This is a genomic window from Streptosporangium sandarakinum (assembly GCF_013409935.1).
Lineage (GTDB): Bacteria > Actinomycetota > Actinomycetes > Streptosporangiales > Streptosporangiaceae > Streptosporangium > Streptosporangium nondiastaticum.
This window is the reverse complement of sequence record NZ_JACCCO010000001.1, coordinates 3,205,920-3,226,671: the sequence shown is the minus strand read 5'-3', so window position 1 is coordinate 3,226,671 and position 20,752 is coordinate 3,205,920. Positions and strand designations below refer to the sequence as shown.

At 71.5% G+C, this 20,752-nt stretch carries 14 protein-coding genes; 5 read left to right on the top strand and 9 right to left on the bottom strand.

Annotated features, from left to right (window positions below; translation table 11 throughout):
* The first annotated feature begins 252 nt into the window (after nucleotides 1-252).
* Nucleotides 253-1,371 (top strand): magnesium/cobalt transporter CorA, encoded by a 1,119-nt coding sequence (gene corA / locus HDA43_RS14460; protein ID WP_179820886.1) that lies wholly within the window; start codon nucleotides 253-255, stop codon nucleotides 1,369-1,371.
* Nucleotides 1,372-1,461: 90 nt separating this feature from the next.
* Here the strand turns inward: corA and HDA43_RS14455 are convergent, their stop codons facing one another.
* The 4 genes from HDA43_RS14455 to fbaA all read right to left on the bottom strand — a co-directional run bounded on the left by HDA43_RS14455 (nucleotide 1,462) and on the right by fbaA (nucleotide 5,542).
* Complete coding sequence (locus HDA43_RS14455; protein ID WP_179820884.1) at nucleotides 1,462-2,406, bottom strand: glycerophosphodiester phosphodiesterase family protein; 945 nt, start codon at nucleotides 2,404-2,406, stop codon at nucleotides 1,462-1,464.
* Between the two features lie 99 nt (nucleotides 2,407-2,505).
* The gene (locus tag HDA43_RS14450) at nucleotides 2,506-3,789 is read right to left on the bottom strand and encodes an adenylosuccinate synthase (protein ID WP_179820882.1); all 1,284 of its coding nucleotides are present in this window, start codon (nucleotides 3,787-3,789) and stop codon (nucleotides 2,506-2,508) included.
* A 127-nt stretch (nucleotides 3,790-3,916) separates the two neighbouring features.
* A complete protein-coding gene (locus tag HDA43_RS14445; RefSeq protein ID WP_179820879.1) occupies nucleotides 3,917-4,336 on the bottom strand; it encodes a DUF3151 domain-containing protein in 420 nt (139 codons plus the stop codon).
* A 183-nt stretch (nucleotides 4,337-4,519) separates the two neighbouring features.
* Entirely contained in the window at nucleotides 4,520-5,542 is a 1,023-nt protein-coding gene (gene fbaA / locus HDA43_RS14440) for a class II fructose-bisphosphate aldolase (protein ID WP_179820876.1), read from the bottom strand.
* A gap of 169 nt (nucleotides 5,543-5,711) precedes the next feature.
* Between fbaA and HDA43_RS14435 the strand changes: the two genes are divergently transcribed.
* Nucleotides 5,712-6,521 carry a DedA family protein gene (locus HDA43_RS14435; RefSeq protein ID WP_179820874.1) on the top strand — a complete coding sequence of 270 codons (810 nt, stop codon included), beginning with the start codon at nucleotides 5,712-5,714 and terminating at the stop codon, nucleotides 6,519-6,521.
* Between the two features lie 82 nt (nucleotides 6,522-6,603).
* Here the strand turns inward: HDA43_RS14435 and pyrE are convergent, their stop codons facing one another.
* Nucleotides 6,604-7,140, bottom strand: coding sequence for an orotate phosphoribosyltransferase (gene pyrE, locus HDA43_RS14430; protein WP_179820871.1), 537 nt, complete (start codon nucleotides 7,138-7,140; stop codon nucleotides 6,604-6,606).
* 263 nt (nucleotides 7,141-7,403) lie between these two features.
* Here pyrE and HDA43_RS14425 point away from each other — a divergent pair, with 263 nt between their 5' ends.
* Entirely contained in the window at nucleotides 7,404-8,435 is a 1,032-nt protein-coding gene (locus HDA43_RS14425; RefSeq protein WP_179820868.1) for a sigma-70 family RNA polymerase sigma factor, read from the top strand.
* Between the two features lie 259 nt (nucleotides 8,436-8,694).
* Nucleotides 8,695-10,347, top strand: a complete 1,653-nt coding sequence (locus tag HDA43_RS14420; RefSeq protein ID WP_179820865.1) for an NYN domain-containing protein — start codon at nucleotides 8,695-8,697, stop codon at nucleotides 10,345-10,347.
* Nucleotides 10,348-10,971: 624 nt separating this feature from the next.
* Here the strand turns inward: HDA43_RS14420 and HDA43_RS14415 are convergent.
* The 3 genes from HDA43_RS14415 to HDA43_RS14405 all read right to left on the bottom strand — a co-directional run bounded on the left by HDA43_RS14415 (nucleotide 10,972) and on the right by HDA43_RS14405 (nucleotide 17,107).
* Nucleotides 10,972-11,748, bottom strand: coding sequence for a MerR family transcriptional regulator (locus tag HDA43_RS14415; RefSeq protein WP_179820863.1), 777 nt, complete (start codon nucleotides 11,746-11,748; stop codon nucleotides 10,972-10,974).
* A gap of 529 nt (nucleotides 11,749-12,277) precedes the next feature.
* A complete protein-coding gene (locus HDA43_RS14410) occupies nucleotides 12,278-12,910 on the bottom strand; it encodes a response regulator (protein ID WP_179820860.1) in 633 nt (210 codons plus the stop codon).
* A gap of 3 nt (nucleotides 12,911-12,913) precedes the next feature.
* A complete protein-coding gene (locus tag HDA43_RS14405) occupies nucleotides 12,914-17,107 on the bottom strand; it encodes a HAMP domain-containing protein (RefSeq protein WP_179820858.1) in 4,194 nt (1,397 codons plus the stop codon).
* 121 nt (nucleotides 17,108-17,228) lie between these two features.
* On the opposite strand from HDA43_RS14405, the gene HDA43_RS14400 reads away from it, so the two are divergent.
* Complete coding sequence (locus HDA43_RS14400; RefSeq protein WP_179820855.1) at nucleotides 17,229-18,767, top strand: PP2C family protein-serine/threonine phosphatase; 1,539 nt, start codon at nucleotides 17,229-17,231, stop codon at nucleotides 18,765-18,767.
* A 65-nt stretch (nucleotides 18,768-18,832) separates the two neighbouring features.
* Here HDA43_RS14400 and HDA43_RS14395 read toward each other — a convergent pair whose 3' ends face one another.
* Nucleotides 18,833-20,599: a S9 family peptidase gene (locus HDA43_RS14395; RefSeq protein WP_179820853.1), complete on the bottom strand. Its 1,767-nt coding sequence runs from the start codon at nucleotides 20,597-20,599 to the stop codon at nucleotides 18,833-18,835.
* Nucleotides 20,600-20,752 lie beyond the last annotated feature (153 nt).

Here is a 20,752-nt window from a genome sequence, read left to right as displayed (position 1 = left end):
CACGGCCAGGAGTAAGCTGGAGGGCACCCGACTTCTGTGCTAGGTTTGGGCGGCTTTGCCTCTCTCAGGGTGATTGGAGGTGGTTGGGGATGTCCTCTGGCGATCCCAGCAGTACGTGCACGCGCACGTCTTCGGTGCGCACCCTTGACCACTCCGCATCATTGCCCGGCGGGCATCGCGCGCTTTTCTCCGCAGAACCGAGGTGACATCGCGTCGCGCGTGAACGGCCCAGGCCGGGCGGGAAGGCCTGCCATGCGCTCCTCGCTTCTCTTTCCCCGGATCAAGCACGCCCGCGTCGTGCGGGCTCCGCACGCCCCCGCCGCCTCCGCCCGCGTCAGGGCCGCCGGCCGGTGCGTCCCGCCCAGCGACTCGCTGGTCGAGTACGCCGCCTACATCGGCGGCAAGAAGATCGAGGCGCTGGGCATCCCCGACGCCCTGGAGATCGTCCGCCGGCACAACGCGGCCGAGGAGAACGGCAACGCGTTCGTCTGGGTGGGGCTGCACGAACCCGACGCCCCCGAGGTCGAGTGGCTGGCGGAGGTCTTCGCCCTGCACCCGCTCGCCGTCGAGGACGCCGTCAAGGCTCACCAGCGCCCCAAGGTCGAACGGTACGGCGACTCGCTGTTCGTGGTCCTGAAGACCGTCGCCTACCTCGACCACGACGTGCTCACCGCCACCAGCGAGATCATCGACACCGGCGAGATCATGATGTTCGTCGGGCCCGACTTCGTGGTGACCGTACGGCACGGCGGGCTCTGCCCGCTGTCGGTGGTGCGCGAGCGCCTGGAGGACGACCCCCGCCTCCTCGACCGCGGCCCGACCGGCGTGCTGCACGCGATCGCCGACCACGTCGTGGACAAGTACCTCACCGTGGCCGACCTGATGCAGGCCGAGCTGGAGGACGTCGAGGCCATGGTCTTCGCCGACGTCAGCGCCCGCGACATCGGCCGCATCTACAACCTCAAGCGCGAGATGATCGAGATGAAGCGGTCCGTCACGCCGCTCCAGTCGCCCATGTCGTCGCTGGCCCAGCGCCGCATGATCCCCTCGGAGATGCGCGAGTACTTCCGCGACGTCGTCGACCACCTGGCCCGCGTCTGCGAGCAGGTCGAATCGTCCAACGAGCTGTGCAACTCGATCCTGCAGGCGGCGCTGGCCCGCTCCAACGCCCTCGCCAACGAGGACATGCGGAAGATCTCCGCGTGGGTGGCCATCATGGCGGTCCCGACGATGATCGCCGGCATCTACGGCATGAACTTCAAGCACATGCCCGAGCTCGACTCGGTCTTCGGCTACCCGCTGGTGATCGGCGCGATGGTCATCGCCTGCTCGCTGCTCTACCGGGGCTTCCGCCGCAACGGCTGGATGTAGCGGCACAGGCCGGGCTGCGCCGTACGGCGCGGGCCCCGGTTCGGAACGCCCGCCGTACGGCCGGGGAAGGGCGCGGGCGGCCTTTCGGACCTACGCGCGGGCCAGGGCCGGAGCCGGGGACGGAGCAGGGACGGTGACGGGCGGGGGGACGGGCAGACCACGCTCCGCCCACAGCGCGCGCATCCGGTCGGGGTAGTCGGTCACGATCCCGGCCACCCCGAGGTCGAGCAGCTCCGCGGCCCGGCCGGGGTGGTTGACCGTCCAGGGCACCACCGGCAGCTCGTGCTTCTCCGCCTGCCGCGCCAGCTCCACGTCGACCATGACGTGCGCGGGCGACAGCACGGTGCCCCCGGCCGCCGCCGCGGCGGCCGGCACGTCGCCGCCGAAGTCCGCCAGGTGCAGGCCCGCGAGCCAGACCGCGTCCATGGTGGCGTGCTCGATCAGCGCGTACCGGGGGACGTCGGGGACGAGCGAGCGGGCCACGTCCAGGATCCGCCAGTCGAAGCTGAGGATCGCCGCCCCGCCGAGCCTGCGGTGGCGGGCCAGCTCGGCCACCACGGCCTCGGTGAACTCCACGGGATCGGCGGTGAGGTCGGGCCTGGACGGGTCGGACTTCAGCTCCACGTGCATCCGCACGTCGTCCGCGCCGTAGGCGTCCACCAGGCCGAGCACGGCGCCGAACGTCGGCATCCGGGTGTCGGGCACCGGCACCTGCGTCGCGGCGAACCGGTCGGTCTCGGAGCGCGGGCGCCGGACCCCGCAGTCGAGGGTGCGCAGCTGCGCCAGCGTCAGCGCGCCGACGGGCCTGCCGACGTAGGGGAAGAGCGGGTCGCCGGGGAAGACCGGCCCGCGGTCGGCGCTGGTCACCGGGGAGACGGTCAGGTCATGGCTGAGCACCAGGCACCGGTCGGCCGTCATCACGACGTCGAACTCCAGCGCGTCGACTCCCAGCTCCAGGGCGTGGGCTAAACCGGGAAGCGTGTTCTCCGGACGGAGCCCGCGGGCCCCCCTGTGGCCGTGAATCTCGACATGCACGGGGGGACCTTACCGATCTCCCGTGCCGAACGCCCGTACGACACGCGCCCGCCGTGCAACGGGCGCGCGTCATCGGGATGAACCTTAAGGGAAAGGAGATCAGATCAGCGAGTGCAGCTGGAGCGTCTGGGTACGGCCCGGCCCGACGCCGATCGCGGAGATCCGGGCGCCGCTCATCTCCTCCAGCGCCCTGACGTACGCCTGGGCGTTGGGCGGCAGCTCGTCGAACGACGTGGCACCGGAGATGTCCTCCTGCCAGCCCGGGAACTCCTCGTACACCGGCTTGGCGTGGTGGAAGTCGGTCTGGGTCATCGGGATCTCGTCGTGGCGGACGCCGTCCACCTCGTAGGCCACGCAGACCGGGATCCGCTCCAGGCCCGACAGCACGTCGAGCTTGGTGAGGAAGAAGTCGGTGACGCCGTTGATACGGCTGGCGTAACGGGCGATCACCGCGTCGAACCAGCCGCAGCGGCGGTTGCGGCCGGTGGTGACGCCGTACTCGCCGCCGGTGGTGCGCAGCCACTCGCCCATCTCGTCGGTCAGCTCCGTGGGGAACGGGCCGGAGCCGACACGGGTGGTGTACGCCTTCAGGATGCCGATCACGCGGGTGAGCCGGGTCGGAGGGATGCCCGAGCCGGCGCAGGCGCCGCCGCTCGTCGGGGAGGAGGAGGTGACGAACGGGTACGTGCCGTGGTCGAGGTCGAGCAGCGTGCCCTGACCGCCCTCCAGCAGCACGGTCTTACCGTCGTCCAGCGCCCTGTTCAGGATCAGCGAGGTGTCGGCGATGTGCGGCTTGAGGCGTTCGGCGTAGCCGAGGTACTCCTCCAGGACCTTGTCGGCCTCGATCGCCCGGCGGTTGTAGAGCTTGGTGAGGACCTGGTTCTTCTCCTGCAGCGCGGCCTCGATCTTCTTCCGCAGGATGCCCGGGTCGAGGAGGTCCTGGACCCGCACGCCCATCCGGTAGACCTTGTCGCCGTAGGCCGGGCCGATGCCCCGGCCGGTGGTGCCGATCCTGGCCTTGCCGAGGAAGCGCTCGGTCACCTTGTCGATGGCCTTGTGGTGCGGCATGATCAGGTGCGCGTCGGCGGAGATCAGCAGCCGCTCCGAGGAGACGCCCCGCTCACTGAGCCCGTCGATCTCGCTCAGCAGCACGCCCGGGTCGACGACCACGCCGTTGCCGATCACCGGGACGACGTTCGGCGAGAGCACGCCGGTCGGCAGCAGGTGCAGGGCGTACTTCTGGTCGCCGATGACGACCGTGTGACCGGCGTTGTTCCCGCCCTGGTATCTGACGACGTAGTCAACCCGGTCGCCGAGAAGGTCGGTCGCCTTACCCTTGCCCTCATCGCCCCACTGGGCACCCACGAGAACGACTGCCGGCATCGCTTTTCTCCCACCGCAAAAACGAAAACCCCGGACGCAATCGCGACTGGGGCTCTTGCGTGGTGAGAATACCCGAACGAATCCGGTAAGGGGATCTCCCGCCCTCCCGGCGGGAGATCCACCGGCGTCAGCGGGCGCTGAGAACCTCGGCCGCCTCGGGGCTCGCGTCCTTCAGGAACTGCAGACAGCGTTCGGCCTCGTCCTTCTCCCCGATGGCCGTGGCCGCCCGGCACAGCGCGTGCAGGCAGCGCAGGAAGCCCCGGTTGGGCTCGTGCTCCCAGGGGACGGGCCCGTGGCCCTTCCAGCCCGCGCGGCGCAGCTGGTCGAGGCCGCGGTGGTAGCCGGTGCGCGCGAACGCGTACGACGTCACCGCGTGGCCGCCCGCGAAGTACTCGTCCGCGAGCGCGGCCCAGGCCGCCGGGTAGGCGGGGAAGCGCGCGGCGACGTCGGATGCCTGGACGCCGGATTCCAGCGCCTCCCTGGCCTCGGGCAGGTCCGGCAGCCGGGTCGGCGGCGGGCCGGCGAGAAGGTTCTCGTGCGTTTCCATGGGGACAGTCCTACCTCTTCCGTCGGTCCTGGCGAAGAACGACCCCCGGTTGTCCGCGCCGGGGAGCCGCCCCGGCGCCGCGCCGGGCGTCCGGAGCGGCTCCCCTGACGCCGGGCACCGTCCGGGAGTCGTTCCGGCGCCGTCACGTCACGCGTCGTCCGGGAGCCGCCCCGGCGCCGCTGATCAGGAGATCTTCGTGCCCGCGGACCTCAGGTGCCGGCAGGCCTCGACCACGCGGGCGGCCATGCCGGCCTCGGCGGCCTTGCCGTACGAGCGGGGGTCGTAGGTCTTCTTGTCGCCGACGTCGCCGTCCACCTTCAGCACGCCGTCGTAGTTGCGGAACATGTGGTCGGCGATCGGCCGGGTGAAGGCGTACTGGGTGTCGGTGTCGATGTTCATCTTGACCACGCCGTAGGAGATCGCCTCCTGGATCTCCTCCAGGGCGGAGCCGGAGCCGCCGTGGAAGACGAGGCTGAACGGCTTCTCCTTGCCGTACTTGGCGCCCACGGCCTCCTGGATGTCCTTCAGCACGCTCGGGCGGAGCTTGACGTGGCCCGGCTTGTAGACGCCGTGCACGTTGCCGAAGGTCGCGGCGAGCATGTAGCGGCCCCGCTCGCCCAGGCCCATCGCCTCGGCCGTGGCCAGGGCGTCCCCGACCGTCGTGTAGAGCTTCTCGTTCATCTCGCCGACGACGCCGTCCTCCTCGCCGCCGACCACGCCGATCTCCGCCTCCAGCACGATCCTCGCGCGGGCCGCCTTGTCCAGGAGCTCCTGCGCGATCTCCAGGTTCTCGTCCAGCGGCACGGCCGAGCCGTCCCACATGTGCGACTGGAACAGCGGGTCCTCACCCCGCGACACCCGCTCAAGGGAGATGTCGAGCAACGGCCGGACGAACTTGTCCAGCTTGTCCTTGGGACAGTGGTCGGTGTGCAGCGCGACCGTCACCGGGTACTTCTCCGCCACGACGCGGGCGTACTCCGCGAACGCCCTGGCGCCCGTCACCATGTCCTTGACGCTCGCGCCGGACAGGAACTCGGCGCCACCGGTGGACACCTGGATGATCCCGTCGCTCTCCGCCTCGGCGAAGCCGCGGAGCGCGGCGTTCAGGGTCTGGGACGAGGTCACGTTGATCGCCGGGTAGGCGAACTCGTTCGCCTTCGCCCGGTCGAGCATCTCGGCGTATACCTCTGGGGTCGCGATGGGCATGGTGTCATCTCCCTACGAGACGGCTTAAGGCGGCTGGCGCGGGGCTCGGCGCGGACCGGGCCCTTGGCCAGTATCCAGGGTCCTGGTCCGGCCCGATAGTTCCGCCACCGTCCCTTCGCATGCCCAGACGACCTCGCCGGTAATCCCCGGCGGGGTAGGCTTCACGCTGATGGACCTCCTGCACAACCTCCTCGACCCCAAGTGGTGGCTCGGCCTGCTCGGCCCGTTCGCCACGGCCGGCGTGCTCGGCATCATCTTCGCCGAGACCGGGCTGCTGCTCGGCTTCTTCCTGCCCGGCGACTCGCTGCTGGTCGCCGCGGGCATCTTCAGCACGGCCGAGGCCGCCGCCGCCATCCCGGGGCTCGCGCCTCTGTCGTTCCCCCTGCTGCTGATCCTGGCGCCCCTGTGCGCCATCGCCGGTGCCCAGCTCGGGCACCACCTCGGCGCCACCTATGGCCGAAGGATGTTCGACCGCCCCGACTCCAGGCTCTTCAAGAAGGAGTACGTCGACAAGGCCGAGCACTACTTCCAGAAGTTCGGCCCGGCCAGGGCGGTGGTGCTCGCCCGGTTCATCCCCATCGTCCGGACGTTCCTCAACCCGGTCGCCGGCATGCTCGGCATGGACCGCAAGCGGTTCTTCCTGTGGAACTGCATCGGCGGCATCATCTGGACCGACGGCATGCTGGTCTTCGGCCGGCTGGTCGGCTCGGCCGTGCCCGACATCGACAAGTACATCCTGCCGGGCGCCCTCGTCGTCATCCTGATCTCGATCATCCCGATCATCCTGGAGATCGTGAAGAGCCGCAGGGGCGGCGGACCCGGCGGTCCGGCCGCCCCCGGCACCCAGGGTGCCCCGGGCGTCCAAGGTGTCCCGGGTGTGCCGGGCGTTCAGGGTCCGCAGGGCGAGGCCGGTGTCGCCCGCCCCCGGGGCAGGCACCACCGCGACACGTCCGCCCCGTGGGGCGACGGCCAGTGGTGACCGCGCGGGACGACGCCCGGCGGTGACGCGGGGTCACCACCATGCGGGTGAGGCACGGTGGTGACGAGCCGGGGCGCCGCTCTCAGGCCAGGTCGAGCTCCTCCAGGCCGTAGGCGCTCCGGTACGGCAGGCCCGCCTCGGCGACCGCCGCCGCCGCGCCCCGGTCCACGACCACGGCCACCGCCACCACCTCGGCACCCGCCTCGCGCAGCGCCTCCACCGCGGTCAGCGCGGACCCGCCGGTCGTGGAGGTGTCCTCCACCGCCAGCACCCGCCGCCCCGCGACGTCCGGGCCCTCGATCCTGCGCTGCAGCCCGTGGACCTTCTGCGCCTTGCGCACCACGAACGCGTCGAGTCGGCGGCCCCGGGCCGCCGCCGCGTGCAGCATGGCCGCCGCGACCGGGTCGGCCCCCAGGGTGAGCCCGCCCACCGCGTCGTAGTCGAGGTCCTCGGTGAGGTCCAGCATGACCCGGCCCACCAGCGGAGCCGCCTGCGCGTCCAGGGTCACCTTCCGCATGTCCACGTAGAAGTCCGCCTCCTTGCCGGAGGACAGCACGACCTTGCCGTGCACGACACCCTTGCTCTTGATCTCGGCCAGCAGGCTCTCACGATCGCTCATGGCAACAAGGTTAGGGCGGCATCCCCGGCACGCCGTTCCCGCCCCGCTTCACGCTCCGTCCCCGCCCGCTCCGGCGCTCCCGCCAGCCCCGCCTGGTCGCCCCGCCGCTCCCGCCTGGCCGCCGCTGAGCCGTACCCGGGTTCCGCGCCTCCGGGGCCGGCTTTACCCGCACCGCGACCCCGGCAAAACCGCGGTCCCGGTTTAGCCATCACCCCGAGTGCGGAATCACCGATACTGCTACTCAGAGTAACGGAGGGTTCTCGATGAGCGCGGTAGGGCCTCAAGGAGACGCCGACCTGCTGGCCGCGACGCGGGGCGGGAACGCCGCGGCCTACGGCACGCTGTACGAACGGCACGCCACGGCGGCCCGGATCCTCGCGCGCCGCCTCGTCCGCGACCCCGTCGAGGCCGAGACCGCCGTCGCGGAGACCTTCACCGCGCTCCTGCTGCTGGTCAGGGACGGCGGCGGTCCGCGAGAGGCGTTCCGGCCCTGGCTGCTCGCCGCGCTCCGCCGGACGATCCGCGACCGCGGGCGAGGGGAGCGCCGGCCCGGCCGGGGGACGTTGCCGGCGGACCCGGCCCTGGCCGGGCCGGAGCGCGCGCCGATGGCACGCGTCTTCTTCTCGCTGCCGGAACGCTGGCGGCTCGTCCTGTGGCACACGGGAGCGGAGCGGGCCGGACCGGCCGAGATCGCGCCCCTGCTGGGTCTGACCCCCGACGGCGCGGCCGCGCTCGCCCGCACCGCGCGGGAGGGGCTGCGCCAGGCGTACATCCGGACCCGCCTGGCCGGCGACCTGCGGATCGGCTGCCGCCCCACGCTCCGGAAGATGGCCGCTCACCTGCGAGGGGACCTCGACCGGCGCGCCGTGGCGGCCCTGGAGGAGCACATGGACGGCTGTGCCGGCTGCCACGCCGCCTTCCTGGAACTGGCCGACGTCGGCCGGGCGCTGCGCCGGGCCGTCGGCCCCCTCGTCGCGGGCCCGGCGTTCCCCGCCTACCTCACCGGGCTGGAACGGGCGAGGGGCGTGCGCGGGCGGCTCCGCCGGTGGCGGGTTTCCGGCTCCTGGTGGCGGCCCCTCGCGGCCGTCGCGGCGACCGTCGCGCTGACCGCCACGGTGACCCTGGCCGCCGCGCTCACGGTGGCGTCCGCGGGCGAGCCGCCGGGCCCGCGGTCCGGTTTTCCGCCACCCGGCACGCCGTCCCCGCCCTCCCCGGCGGGCCGGTGCGCCGGGGACCCGTCCGCCCGTACGCCGGGCGGATCACCGGGGGCGGGAAGCGTTCTCCCCCGGCCGTGAATCGCTCACGGGAATCCGGACACGGGCCGAACGGGCCGGGGCGAATCGGGCAGTTATGGAAGACCTGAATAACAGGACAAACTGGTACGGTCTGCGTGGACACACTGGCGTATGGTCAGGCGCGGGTCGAATCGCCGGGATTCAGCCTCAGACGATCAGTTGCTTGATTACCCTGAGGAAGGGCCGCCTGCCTGATCCCTCAGGGTGCTTTCTGGCTTCTTCAGGCCGAAGGCGGGCCACGTAGGAAGGGCGGTGTCGCGTGGATCGCTGCGCGCTGTTCGTGGACGCTGGCTACCTGCTGGCCGACGGCGCTATGGCCGCGCATGGGACCCGCCATCGCGAGGCCGTCACCTGGGACTACCCGGGCCTGCTGAAGCTCCTCAACACCCTGTGCCGGGAACGCACCGGGCTCCCCGTGCTGCGCTGCTACTGGTACGAGGCGACCGTCGAGGGCCGGCGCACGCCCGAGCACGACACGCTGGCCGACATCCCCGGCCTCAAGCTGCGGCTGTCGCGCATCCGCCCCGGCCGCCGGGAGGGCGTCGACGCCCAGGTCCACCGCGACCTGATGACGCTCGCCCGCAACAACGCGGTCTGCGACGCCGTCGTGGTCAGCGGTGACGAGGACCTCGCCCAGGTCGTCTGCGACGCCCAGGACCTCGGCGTCCGCGTCACCGTCGTGCACATCGGCGCCGACGGGAGCTGGGCGGTGTCCCGCTCGCTGCGCCAGGAATGCGACGACCTCATCGAGATCGGCGCCGGCCACCTGCGGCCCTACGTCACCCTGAACGGCGCCGCGGCCGACTCGCCCGCCCGCGGCAACGGCCACCACGCCGCCGGAAACGGCCAGGTCACCGTACCCCTGACCAGCGGTTCGCTGAGCGGCGGCACAGGCGGCCTGGGCTCCGGTACGCCGAACGGCGGCCCGAACGGCCTGAGCGGCGGCACGGCCGGCCTTGGCGATGGCCCGGCCGGCCTGGGCGGCAGCGGCGGCAACGGTGGCACGGGCGGTCCGGGCGGCCTGGGCTCCGGTACGTCGGCCGGCGGCCTGGGCGGTGGCACGACCGGCCTGGACGACACCACCCCGAGCAGCGGCATGAACCCCGGCACGGCGGGTGGCGGCTTCGGCGCCGGCCCGGGTTCCGGTACGGCGGGCAGCGGCCTGAACAGTGGTGCGCAGGGCGGCGGTACGGCGGGCAGCGGCCTGAACACCGGTACGCCGGGCGGTTCCGCGGGCGGCGGACAGGGCATCGGCGCCGCGGGCGACGGCCTGAACACCGGCGCGGGCGGCGCTCCGGCCCCCGCCCCCCTTCCGCAAAGGAGGAGCCGGGCGAGCCACGCCCAGACCTCCCAGCCCGCACCGCCGTCCTACTCCGGTTACCCCCAGGAGCCGTCCTCCTCTTCCCTCCCGCCCGCCGCGGCGCCCCGGTCGCAGGCTCCCGCCACTCCGCCCCCGGCTCCCGCCTCCCCGCCCCCGGCTCCCGCCTCCCCGCCCGCCCCGGCCTCGCTCCCGGCGGCCTCGACCCCCAACGGGCCGACCAGCCCGTTGCCCGCCGCCTCGCCGTACACGTCGAACGGGACCGGAGGCATGTCCGGTTACCAGTCCGCCTACACCGGTCCCCAGGCGGCTCCGGTGCCGATCCAGAGCATGCCCGCGGGCGTCGCCACCACCCTCGCCGACGCGGTCAAGGCCGCGCACAAGGAGGGCTACGACTTCGGCGAGTCCGTCGCCAAGGACGCCCCCGCCCTGTGGCTGGAGGCCGTGCTGGCCCGCAAGCCTCGGATGCCCTCCGACCTTGAGGCGCGTCTCCTTCAGGGCTCCTCCCTGCCGATCGACTTCCTCCTCCATGACGAGGTCCGCCACGCCCTCCGCCGAGGCTTCTGGGACGCCCTCGAACGCGCCCGCCGCTAGCGCGGGCGCGACGGTCCGCATCGCGAAGTCCGGCCCGTGCGGCCGTTCAGGCTGGTGCTTTTCCCTCAGGTTTGAGTGATTCGGCGATTGCCGCACCGGTCGTTTGTGCGTACTGCGGCGGGTGTTTCGATTGGGGCTTTTCCGCTCTTCGGGGCATTTTTCTGGTGTTGGGCGGGTCGGTGGTCGCCGGGTCGGTGGGTGGTGCGCGCTGCGGTGGGTGGGTGTTCCGGCCGGCGTTGTGGCCGGGCTCTGGTGTTTTCCGGCCTCCGGCCTGGCCTCGGGCGCGGTGGTTTCTGGCGTTTTGAAGCCGGCCGGAACACCCACCCACCTCCGCGCCATGACTTGCCCGGCCGCACGGCCCGCTCGCCGTAGCTTCTCCCTTTCCGCCCGCCCATGGTTCCCGCCGCCGCTGAAGCGACCCTTGCTCCCGGCCCAAGGCGGGTCGCCGTAGCCTTGCGGCCACACTGGCAGGGGAGAGCGCAGGGCCGGGCGCCGTAGCCTCTCCCTTTCGGCCCGCTCATGGCCCCCGCCCCTTTCCCTTCGAGCAGGAACTCGGGTCTCCCAGGGTGCCGTCCGGGGAGCAGGAACGCGGTCCTACGGTGAGCGGCTGCGGCGACGGACCGCTCAGTGGGCGGTGGTCCGTGCGCGTTCCAGATACGCCAGGAGTTCGGCCATCTTCTCGGCTGGCCAGGGCAGGCGGGCACTGAGCTGGTCGCGGTGCTCCTGCCACATTCGCCGGGCCGCCGCCTTGGTCTGTTCTCCCCTGGCGTCTTCGGCGTGGAAGGGGGTGGCCAGCTCGTCCCAGCGCCGGACGAGTTCCTGCACCTGCGGATCGTCGGCAGGGGTGCCGTCCTGCACGTGCCTCAGGAGTTGCTCGACCAGCTCGACGAAGTGGGTCTTGGCCTCCTCGACGGCCTCGGCGCCCAGCTCGCCGCGGCGACGGGCGAGTTCCTCGCGTTGCTCTTGCGTGAAGTAGGTCTCCAACATCGAGATCATCTCCAGGGTCGTCATGAACTGGTCCGGATCGGGCATCGACGCCTCGTCGAGCTGTCGCAGCAACCCATGAATCTGTTCGATCAGCTGTTGAGTCTGTTCCGCCTGGAACGTCAGCTGCCGCAGCTGGGTTCTCAGGAGAGCCCGCATCGCCGCCGGGTCCTCCGGCGAGGACGCGAGCACCTCCTTGATCTCATCCAGCGACATGCCCAGCGCACGCAGTGACCGCACCCGGTACAGCCGCCGTAGGTCAGCCGCGGTGTACCGGCGATGGCCGGACGTGGCGCGCTCGCCGGATCGCAGCACGCCGATCTCGTCGTAGTGCCGCAGCGTGCGCACCGTGACCCCGCTGGCCCGAGCCAGCTCACCGATGCTCCACCAGCGCGCGGTGGCGTCTTCCCCGATCACGTCAGCAACGCTAGGACCTCACGCGACGAGAGGTTCAAGCCCGGCCTTCCGCCCGCTCTCGCCTCTTACTTCCTCGCCCCTCGGATTTCTTCTCAAGATGGGTGGGGACCGTGAGCGGGCCGAAAGGGAGAGGCTACGGCGCCCGGCCCTGCGCTCTCCCCTGCCAGTGTGGCCGCAAGGCTACGGCGACCCGCCTTGGGCCGGGAGCAAGGGTCGCTTCAGCGGCGGCGGGAACCATGGGCGGGCGGAAAGGGAGAAGCTACGGCGAGCGGGCCGTGCGGCCGGGCAAGTCATGGCGCGGAGGTGGGTGGGTGTTCCGGCCGGCTTCAAAACGCCAGAAACCACCGCGCCCGAGGCCAGGCCGGAGGCCGGAAAACACCAGAGCCCAGCCACAACGCCGGCCGGAACACCCACCCACCGCAGCGCGCACAAACGACCACCCCGGCAACCACCACCCCGGCAACCACCAACCCGCCCAACACCAGAAAAATGCCCCGAGGAGCAGGAAAAGCCCCAGCCCGGCAGGTGGTCAGGAGAGCGCGTCGAGGCCGGCGCGGAGGTGGTCCAGGCGGTGGGAGAGGTCGGCCAGCGCGCCGGTGAGACTGGGGTCACCGGTTTTGCGGGCCAGCTCGCCGACCCGGATGAACTCGTCCTCCACCGCGGCCAGACGCCTCGACAGCTCCGGGAGCACGGCCGCCTGGTCGGCGGCGTCGCCCGGGGGCAGTTCACCGGCGAGCCGGTCGCGGAGCATGGACGCCTGCTCGGCCAGGCGGCGGTTCATGTTGTAGAGCTCGACGAACACCGCGACCTTCGCCCGCAGCACCCACGGGTCGAACGGCTTGGTGAGGTAGTCGACGGCGCCGGCGGCGTAGCTGCGGAAGGCGTAGTCGGGGGCGCTGTCGACGACGGTCAGGAAGATGATCGGGATGTTACGGGTGCGTTCGCGCCGCTTGATGTGGGAGGCGGTCTCGAACCCGTCCATGCCGGGCATACGGACGTCCAGGAGGATGAGCGCGAACTCCGTGTTGAGCAGGGCCTTCAGCGCCTCCTCGCCCGACCTCGCTCGGACGGGCACGAGGTCGAGCGAGCTGAGGATGGCCTCGAGCGCGATCAGGTTCTCTTCCCGGTCGTCAACCAGGAGGATCTTCGCCCGGTCGGACATCGATCAAGCCCCTTCGTAGGAGTCGCCGGTCGCCTTGCCGCGGCTCAGCCAGCCGCGCAGGCGTTCCAGCAGGCGGTCGACGTCCACGGGCTTCGGCACGTAGTCGGAGGCGCCGGACGCGATGCTCTTCTCCCGATCGCCGTGCATGACCTTAGCGGTTAGCGCGATAATCGGCAGATCGGCGAACTGTGGCATCTGGCGTATCGCGGACGTGGTGGCCCAGCCGTCCATCTCGGGCATCATGATGTCCATCAGCACCAACGCCACGTCCTCGTTGCGTTCGAGCTGTTCGATGCCCTCGCGCCCGTTCTCAGCGTAGATGACCGTGGAACCGTACCGTTCGAGCACGCTGGTCAGCGCGAAGACGTTGCGGATGTCGTCGTCCACGATCAGGATCTTGGCGCCGGTGAGCGGGTCATCGCCCTTCCAGGGCTTCGTCTCGTTCTGCCAGGGGTTCGGGGCCGGCAGGCTCTCCGGCAGGATCGTCTCCAGCTCGGGCAGCGCGACCGGCTCCGCCGGCGTCTCGTCCGGCACGAGGATGGGCGCCTCGTCGTGGGACGGGGCGGAGACTGCCGGCACGGCGGCTCCGCCGTCGCGTGACGCCAGCGGGCCGCTGTAGACCGGCGGGAGGTAGAGGGTGAAGATGCTTCCCTTCCCGACCTCGCTGACCACGTGGATCTCACCGCCGAGCAGGCGGGCGATCTCCCGGCAGATGGACAGGCCCAGGCCCGTCCCGCCGTACTTGCGGCTGGTGGTGCCGTCGGCCTGGCGGAACGCCTCGAAGATGACCTCCTGCTTGTCGGCGGCGATGCCGATGCCGGTGTCCACGACCTCGAAGGCGAGGATGCCGGTGGCGCCGCGCAGGGTGTCGTCCACGAAGGCCACGCCGGGCTGCGCGTAGCTCACGCGCAGCCGTACCTCGCCCGTGGGGGTGAACTTCATCGCGTTGGACAGCAGGTTGCGCAACACCTGCTGGAGGCGCTGCTCGTCGGTGTGCACCTCCTGCGGGACCGCCGGGTCGACCTCGACCGCGAACGACAGGCCCTTGTCCTGTGCCACGGGGGCGAACGTGGCCTCGAAGTAGTCGACGAGCTTGGGCAGGGAGATCTGCTGGGGGTGGATGTCCATCCGCCCGGCCTCGACCTTGGTCAGGTCGAGGATGTCGTTGATGAGCTGGAGCAGGGAGGAGCCGGCGCCGTGGATGGTCCGGGCGAACTCGACCTGCTGGACGGTGAGGTTGCCCTCGGTGTTCTCGGTGAGCAGCTTGGCCAGCACCAGCAGGCTGTTCAGCGGGGTGCGCAGCTCGTGCGACATGTTGGCCAGGAACTCGGACTTGTATCGCGAGGAGACCGCGAGCTGCTCGGCGCGCTCCTCCAGCGTCCGGCGGGCCTGCTCGATCTGGAAGTTCTGGATCTCGATGGCGCGGTTCTGCTTGGCCAGCAGCGCGGCCTTCTCCTCCAGCTCGGCGTTGGAGCGGCGCAGCTCCTCCTGCTGCCGCTGGAGCTCGTCGGAGCGTTCCTGCAGCTCGGTGGTGAGGCGCTGCGACTCGGTCAGCAGGTCCTCGGTGCGGGAGTTGGCCATGATCGTGTTCATCGTGACGCCGATGGTCTCGACGAGCTGGGTCATGAAGTCGTGGTGGACCTCGCCGAACTGGCGGAAGGAGGCCAGCTCCAGCACGCCGAGGACCTGCGACTCGAACAGGATCGGCAGCACGACGATCTGGGCGGGGGAGGAGGAGCTGAGGCCGGTGTCCACGGTGAGGTACTTCGCGGGCACGTCGTCCAGGACGATCCGCCTGCCCTCCAGGGCGGCCTGTCCCACGATGCCCTGGCCGATCCTGAACCGTTCCCGGGCGTTGGAGCCGGGGCGCGTGCCGTACCCGGCGATCAGGTGCAGGTCGCCGGAGGCGTCGGCGAGGTAGAAGGCGCCGTAGCGGGCGGAGACCAGCGGGGTCAGCTCGCTCATGATGAGCCTGGCGACCTCCATCAGGTCGCGGTGGCCCTGCATGAGGCGGGAGATGCGGGCCAGGTTGGACTTGAGCCAGTCCTGTTCCTGGTTGGCGGTGGTGGTGTCGCGCAGCACCGACACCATCGTGTTGATGTTGTCCTTCAGCTCGCCGATCTCACCCTCGGCGTCGACGGTGATCGAGCGGGTCAGGTCGCCGCGGGCGACGGCGGTGGTGACCTCGGCGATCGCGCGGACCTGGGTGGTCAGGCGGCCGGCCAGCTCGTTGACGTTCTCGGTGAGCCGCTTCCAGATGCCCTCGGCGCCCTCGACGCGGGCCTGACCGCCGAGCTGGCCTTCGGAGCCGACCTCGCGGGCGACGCGGCTGACCTCGGAGGCGAAGGAGGACAGCTGGTCGACCATGGTGTTGATGGTGGTCTTCAGGGCGAGGATCTCGCCCTGGGCGTCCACGTCGATCTTGCGGGTCAGGTCGCCGTTGGCGACGGCGGTGGTGACCTCGGCGATGTCGCGGACCTGGTAGGTCAGGTTGTTGGCCATGGAGTTGACGTTGTCGGTGAGGTCCTTCCAGACGCCGGAGACGCCGCGGACGCGGGCCTGGCCGCCGAGCTGGCCTTCGGTGCCGACCTCGCGGGCGACGCGGGTGACCTCGTCGGCGAACATCGACAGCTGGTCCACCATGGTGTTCAGGGTGTCCTTGAGCTGGAGGATCTCACCCGCGGCGTCCGCGGTGATCTTCTTCGACAGGTTGCCCTGGGCCACCGCGGTGGAGACGGCCGCGATCTGCCGCACCTGGGTGGTGAGGTTGTTGGCCATGACGTTGACGTTGTCGGTGAGGTCCTTCCAGACGCCCGACACGCCCCGCACCTGCGCCTGGCCGCCGAGCTGTCCCTCCGACCCCACTTCGCGGGCGACGCGGCTGACCTCGGAGGCGAAGGAGGACAGCTGGTCGACCATGGTGTTGATGGTGGTCTTCAGGGCGAGGATCTCGCCCTGGGCGTCCACGTCGATCTTGCGGGTCAGGTCGCCGTTGGCGACGGCGGTGGTGACCTCGGCGATGTTACGGACCTGGTAGGTCAGGTTGTTGGCCATGAAGTTGACGTTGTCGGTGAGGTCCTTCCAGACCCCCGACACACCCCGCACCCGGGCCTGGCCGCCGAGCTGGCCTTCGGTGCCGACCTCGCGGGCGACGCGGGTGACCTCGTCGGCGAACATCGACAGCTGGTCCACCATGGTGTTCAGGGTGTCCTTGAGCTGGAGGATCTCACCCGCGGCGTCCGCGGTGATCTTCTTCGACAGGTCGCCCCGCGCCACCGCGGTGGACACGTCGGCGATGGCGCGCACCTGCGTGGTGAGATTGCTCGCCATGACGTTGACGTTGTCGGTGAGGTCCTTCCAGACGCCGGAGACGCCGCGGACGCGGGCCTGGCCGCCGAGCTGGCCTTCGGTGCCGACCTCGCGGGCGACGCGGGTGACCTCCTCGGCGAACGCGGAGAGCTGGTCGACCATGGTGTTGACGGTGTTCTTCAGCTCGAACATCTCGCCGACCGCGTCGACGGTGACCTTGCGGCTCAGGTCGCCCTTGGCGACCGCGGTGGTGACCAGCGCGATGTCGCGGACCTGCGCGGAGACGCGGCTGGACATCGTGTTCACGGCCTCGGTGAGGTCGCGCCAGCTCCCCGACATGCCCCGCACGTTGGCCCGCCCGCCCAGGCGGCCCTCGGTGCCGACCTCGCGGGCGACGCGCGTCACCTCGGAGGTGAACAGGGAGAGCTGGTCGACCATGCCGTTGATGGCCTTGCCGAGGCGGCGCACCTCGCCCCGGGTGCCCCGGCTGAGGTCGATCCGGCGGGACAGGTCGCCCTTGGCGACCGCGTCGATCACGTCGGCCGCGCCGGTGACCGGCCCCACCAGGGCGTCGATCAGCAGGTTCACCGAGTCGACGCTCTCGGCCCAGGAGCCGACGCCGGGGCCGGGGGTGAGACGCTCACCGAACCGGCCCTCCCGCACCACCTCGCGGCGGACGCGGTGCAGCTCGTTGGCCAGGTGCTCACGGCGGTCGGCGACCTCGTTCAGGAGGAGACGGATCTCACTCAGGATCCCCGGAGGAGCGTGCGGGACGCGGCGGCGGAAGTCGCCGTCGCGCCAGGTGATGAGCGTCTGCAGGATCGGCCTGAGATCCGATTCGCTGTAACGCCGCTCCTCGACGTGGGACACGGTGTCGGCCGTGGTCATGAGACCTCCTTGACTCCCGGGGGGCGCATCCGTGAGTCATCCCAGTCTGTCACGGTGCGCAACCCCGAGTCCCGCCTTCGAATTACCCCATGCCGCCGTCAAGTGTGATAGGCACGAAGCAATGACTAATGCTCCCCGAGCCGTCCTGGCTGCGGCGTTCGCCCCAGCAGACACGGCCGTCCTCGCCGCCAGACGGTTCACCACGGAGGTGATGACCGCCTGGGCCGCCGTGTCCGTGATGGCATCGGCCGAGCACCTGGCGGGAGAGCTCTCCTCGCAGGTGATCGACGAACCATTCGAGGTCGTCTGGAGCCACCTGGGAGACAGCGTCCAGATCGAGGTCCGGCAGCGGGGTGTTCCGGAGAAAACCCCTGCCGCTCCCACCGTACCTGTGGAGGAGTGGGGAGTCACCTTCGCAGGTCAGACCCGTACTCATTGGGTGCGGCTGCGGCTGCCCGAGGCCGGCGGCCCGGCGACCGGGGAGTGGGAGATCGGGGAGCCGAGCAGGGGCCCGCTGTGGATGGGCTTCCTGGCCAACGCCAGCGATCTGCTGGCCGGCACCCTCGACCCGGGCATGGTGCCGGCGATCATCTCGCAGATCGTGGTGCCCCGGCTGGCCAGTTGGTGCGCCGTCTACACCTGGGGTGACGACGGCGGCCCGCAGCGCCCGGCGTACGTGTGGCACGCCGACGAGCGCCGCATCGACGCGCTGCGCGACGAGCTGGACACGGTACGGATCCCGCAGGCCGGCGGCACCCTCCAGGTCGGCGACTCCCAGATGCTGGTGATCCCGCTCCTGGCCCGGGGGCGCGCCCTGGGCGTGATGTGCCTGGGCCGGCCCGACCGCTTCGCCGAGGACGCCTTCCAGTACGCCGAGGACATCGGCCGCCGCGCCGCCCTGGCACTGGACAACGCCCGGCTGTACGCCACGCAGGCGGCGGCCAACCGCGCGCTCCAGCGCAGCCTGCTCCCGCCCGGTGAGCCCGGCGAGATCCCCGGCCTCGACCCCGCGGTGGTCTACGAGCCCGCCGGCGAGACCAACGAGGTGGGCGGCGACTTCTACGACCTGTTCGCGGCCCGCGACGGCGCCTGGCGCTTCGCGGTCGGCGACGTCTGCGGCACCGGTCCCGAGGCCGCCGCGGTCACCGGCCTGGCCCGGCACACCCTGCGCCTGCTCGCCCGCGAGGGGTACGGCATAGCCGCCGTCCTCGACCGGCTCAACCAGGCGATCCTGGACGAGGGCGACCGGGCGCGCTTCCTGACGCTGCTGCACGGGGAGCTCGTGCCGGCCGCGTCCGGGTTCGACGCGTCACTGGTCTCGGCCGGTCATCCGGAGGCGCTGCGGCTGCGGCCGAGCGGCCTGGTGGAGACGGTGGTGACCTCCCAGTCGCTGCTGGGCGTCTTCCCCGAGGCGACCTTCAAGGCCGAGACGGTCCACCTCGACCCGGGCGACGTCCTGCTGGCGGTGACCGACGGGGTGACCGAGCGGCGCCGGGACGGCAGGCTGCTCGACGACGACGGCGGGCTGGCCAAGCTGTTCGCCGAGTGCGTGGGGCTGTCGGCGCGGGCGGTCGCCGAGCGGATCCGCCGCGCCGTACAGGACTTCGCGCCCGACCCGAGCGCCGACGACATGGCGATCGTGGTCCTGCGCGCCCGCTGAGCCCCGGCTCCGCGTGCCGGCCGGGCGCACCCGCCGGAGGGGCGCCGGTACGGCGGAGCGGGACGTCAGTCGTCCAGCTTGACGTGTTTCCGGACGAAGTCGAGCTGGAGCGCCATCTGCGCGATCCGCTCGGCGACGACCAGTGAGCCGTGGCCCGCGTCGTACCGGTGGACCTCGTGCTCGTGCCCGCGCTCGGCCAGCCTGGTGACGTAGCTCTCGACCTGGCCGATGGGGCAGCGCGGGTCGTTCTCCCCGGCCAGGATCAGCACCGGCGCCTCGACCCGGTCGACGTAGGTGATCGGGGAGCTGACGGCGTAGCGCTCGGGGTGCTCGTCGGGCGGGCCGCCGAACAGCGCGCGGTGGTAGGCCCGCAGCGCCTCCGGCTCGGACTCGTAGGCGGCCAGGTGGTCGGTGAGCGGCACCGCCGCGACGCCCGCCGCCCACGTCCCGGGCTGGGTGCCGAGGCCGAGCAGCGTGAGGTAGCCGCCCCAGGAGGCGCCGGCCAGCACCAGGCGTTCGGGGTCGATGACCCCCTGTGCCACCAGGGCGTCCCGGACGGCCGCGACATCGGACAGTTCGATGTGGCCGACGTCGCCGGTCAGGGCGTCCCGCCAGGCCGAACCGTACCCGGTGGAGCCGCGGTAGTTGACCCGGACGACCGCGAGGCCGAGGTCCACCCACGCGGCCACCTGCGGCAGGAACGAGTCGTCGTCGTGCTTGCCAGGCCCGCCGTGCAGCAGGAAGACCGCCGGGAGCGGCCCGGAGCCGCGCTCGGGACGGGACACCAGGGCGTGGACGCGCCCGCCGGGACCCGTCACGTCGAGGTCCTGGACCGGGACGGACGGGGGCGGGGTCGGCCCGCCGTGGCTGATCACCACGTTGCCGTTGCTGGAGCGGATCACCGGCGGGTGGGCGCCGCTGGACCAGGAGTACTCCACCGAGCCGTCGGGCCGGGGGACGGCGGCGTCGATCACGCCGAGCCGGGTCTCGACCGGGAAGAGGCGGCCGCCCGCCAGGTCGTAACGGTGCAGGTAGGTGCGGCCGCGGTTGGCGCGGACGATGAGCAGGGAGCGGGCGTCGCCGTACCACTCGGCGGTGATCTCGCCGGGGTCGCGCAGCCAGATCTCACGCTGCTCGTCGCTCTCGGGGTCCCAGACCAGCGGCTCGCGGCGTCCCCTGCGCTCGTGCAGGGCGAGCAGCCTGCGGTCGCCGGGGAGCGGGGCGAAGCGCAGGCCGAGGACGCCCCGGCCGGGGCCGTCGTGCAGCTCGCCGACGGTCTCGCCGTTCGGGCGGAGCACGCGCAGCGCCGGGTGGCGGGCGTCGCCGTGCTCGCTGTGGCTGATCGCGATCAGCGAGCCGTCCAGCGACATGGCGGCGACGGAGGCGGCCTCGGCGTGCTCGTAGATCACCCGCGCGGGGTGGCCGGGCCGGACGAGGTGGATCGTGAAGCCCTCACCGGGCCGGGCCATGCCGACCACCGCGTCACCCGTCGCGGACAGGGCCAGCCCGGCCGGGGTGCCGGGCGGGAGGTCGACCGGCTCGTCGGGGCCGCCGCCGAAGGGCTGGCGCATCCACCGGCCCCACTCGTCGCCGTCGGTGTCGGAGAACCACCAGATCCACCGGCCGGAGGGGTCGATCGCGCCGTGCGAGGTGCCCTTGGGGCGGGAGGTCGCCTGGCGGACGGAGCCCGCCGAGCGGTCCCAGGCGTAGACCTCCCAGGTGCCCGAGGCGTTGCTGCGGTAGACCGCCCGCGCGGGGGCCTGGGGCGCCCACGCGGGCAGCGTCGCGCGCGGTGCCCGGAACCTGGTCTGCCAGCGTTCCTCGGCCTGCATACGGCGCTTCCCTCCGTCATGGCATGGCTACGATCCAGGCGCAGGGATCGCCGGATTGCCGTCCAGTATGTCGGTTCGCCCCGTGTTTCGCGTGGCTAATGTGTGGCAATTTCGGACTATATGTCACTTAAGTAACATGCGCCCCTTAGGCTG

Coding starts and splice junctions, on each gene's coding strand:
- corA (WP_179820886.1), top strand. CDS start 253: ATGCGCTCCTCGCTTCTCTTTCCCCGGATCAAGCACGCCCGCGTCGTG.
- HDA43_RS14450 (WP_179820882.1), bottom strand. CDS start 3,789: ATGCCGGCAGTCGTTCTCGTGGGTGCCCAGTGGGGCGATGAGGGCAAG.
- HDA43_RS14445 (WP_179820879.1), bottom strand. CDS start 4,336: ATGGAAACGCACGAGAACCTTCTCGCCGGCCCGCCGCCGACCCGGCTG.
- fbaA (WP_179820876.1), bottom strand. CDS start 5,542: ATGCCCATCGCGACCCCAGAGGTATACGCCGAGATGCTCGACCGGGCG.
- HDA43_RS14435 (WP_179820874.1), top strand. CDS start 5,712: ATGGACCTCCTGCACAACCTCCTCGACCCCAAGTGGTGGCTCGGCCTG.
- pyrE (WP_179820871.1), bottom strand. CDS start 7,140: ATGAGCGATCGTGAGAGCCTGCTGGCCGAGATCAAGAGCAAGGGTGTC.
- HDA43_RS14425 (WP_179820868.1), top strand. CDS start 7,404: ATGAGCGCGGTAGGGCCTCAAGGAGACGCCGACCTGCTGGCCGCGACG.
- HDA43_RS14410 (WP_179820860.1), bottom strand. CDS start 12,910: ATGTCCGACCGGGCGAAGATCCTCCTGGTTGACGACCGGGAAGAGAAC.
- HDA43_RS14405 (WP_179820858.1), bottom strand. CDS start 17,107: ATGACCACGGCCGACACCGTGTCCCACGTCGAGGAGCGGCGTTACAGC.
- HDA43_RS14400 (WP_179820855.1), top strand. CDS start 17,229: ATGACTAATGCTCCCCGAGCCGTCCTGGCTGCGGCGTTCGCCCCAGCA.
- HDA43_RS14395 (WP_179820853.1), bottom strand. CDS start 20,599: ATGCAGGCCGAGGAACGCTGGCAGACCAGGTTCCGGGCACCGCGCGCG.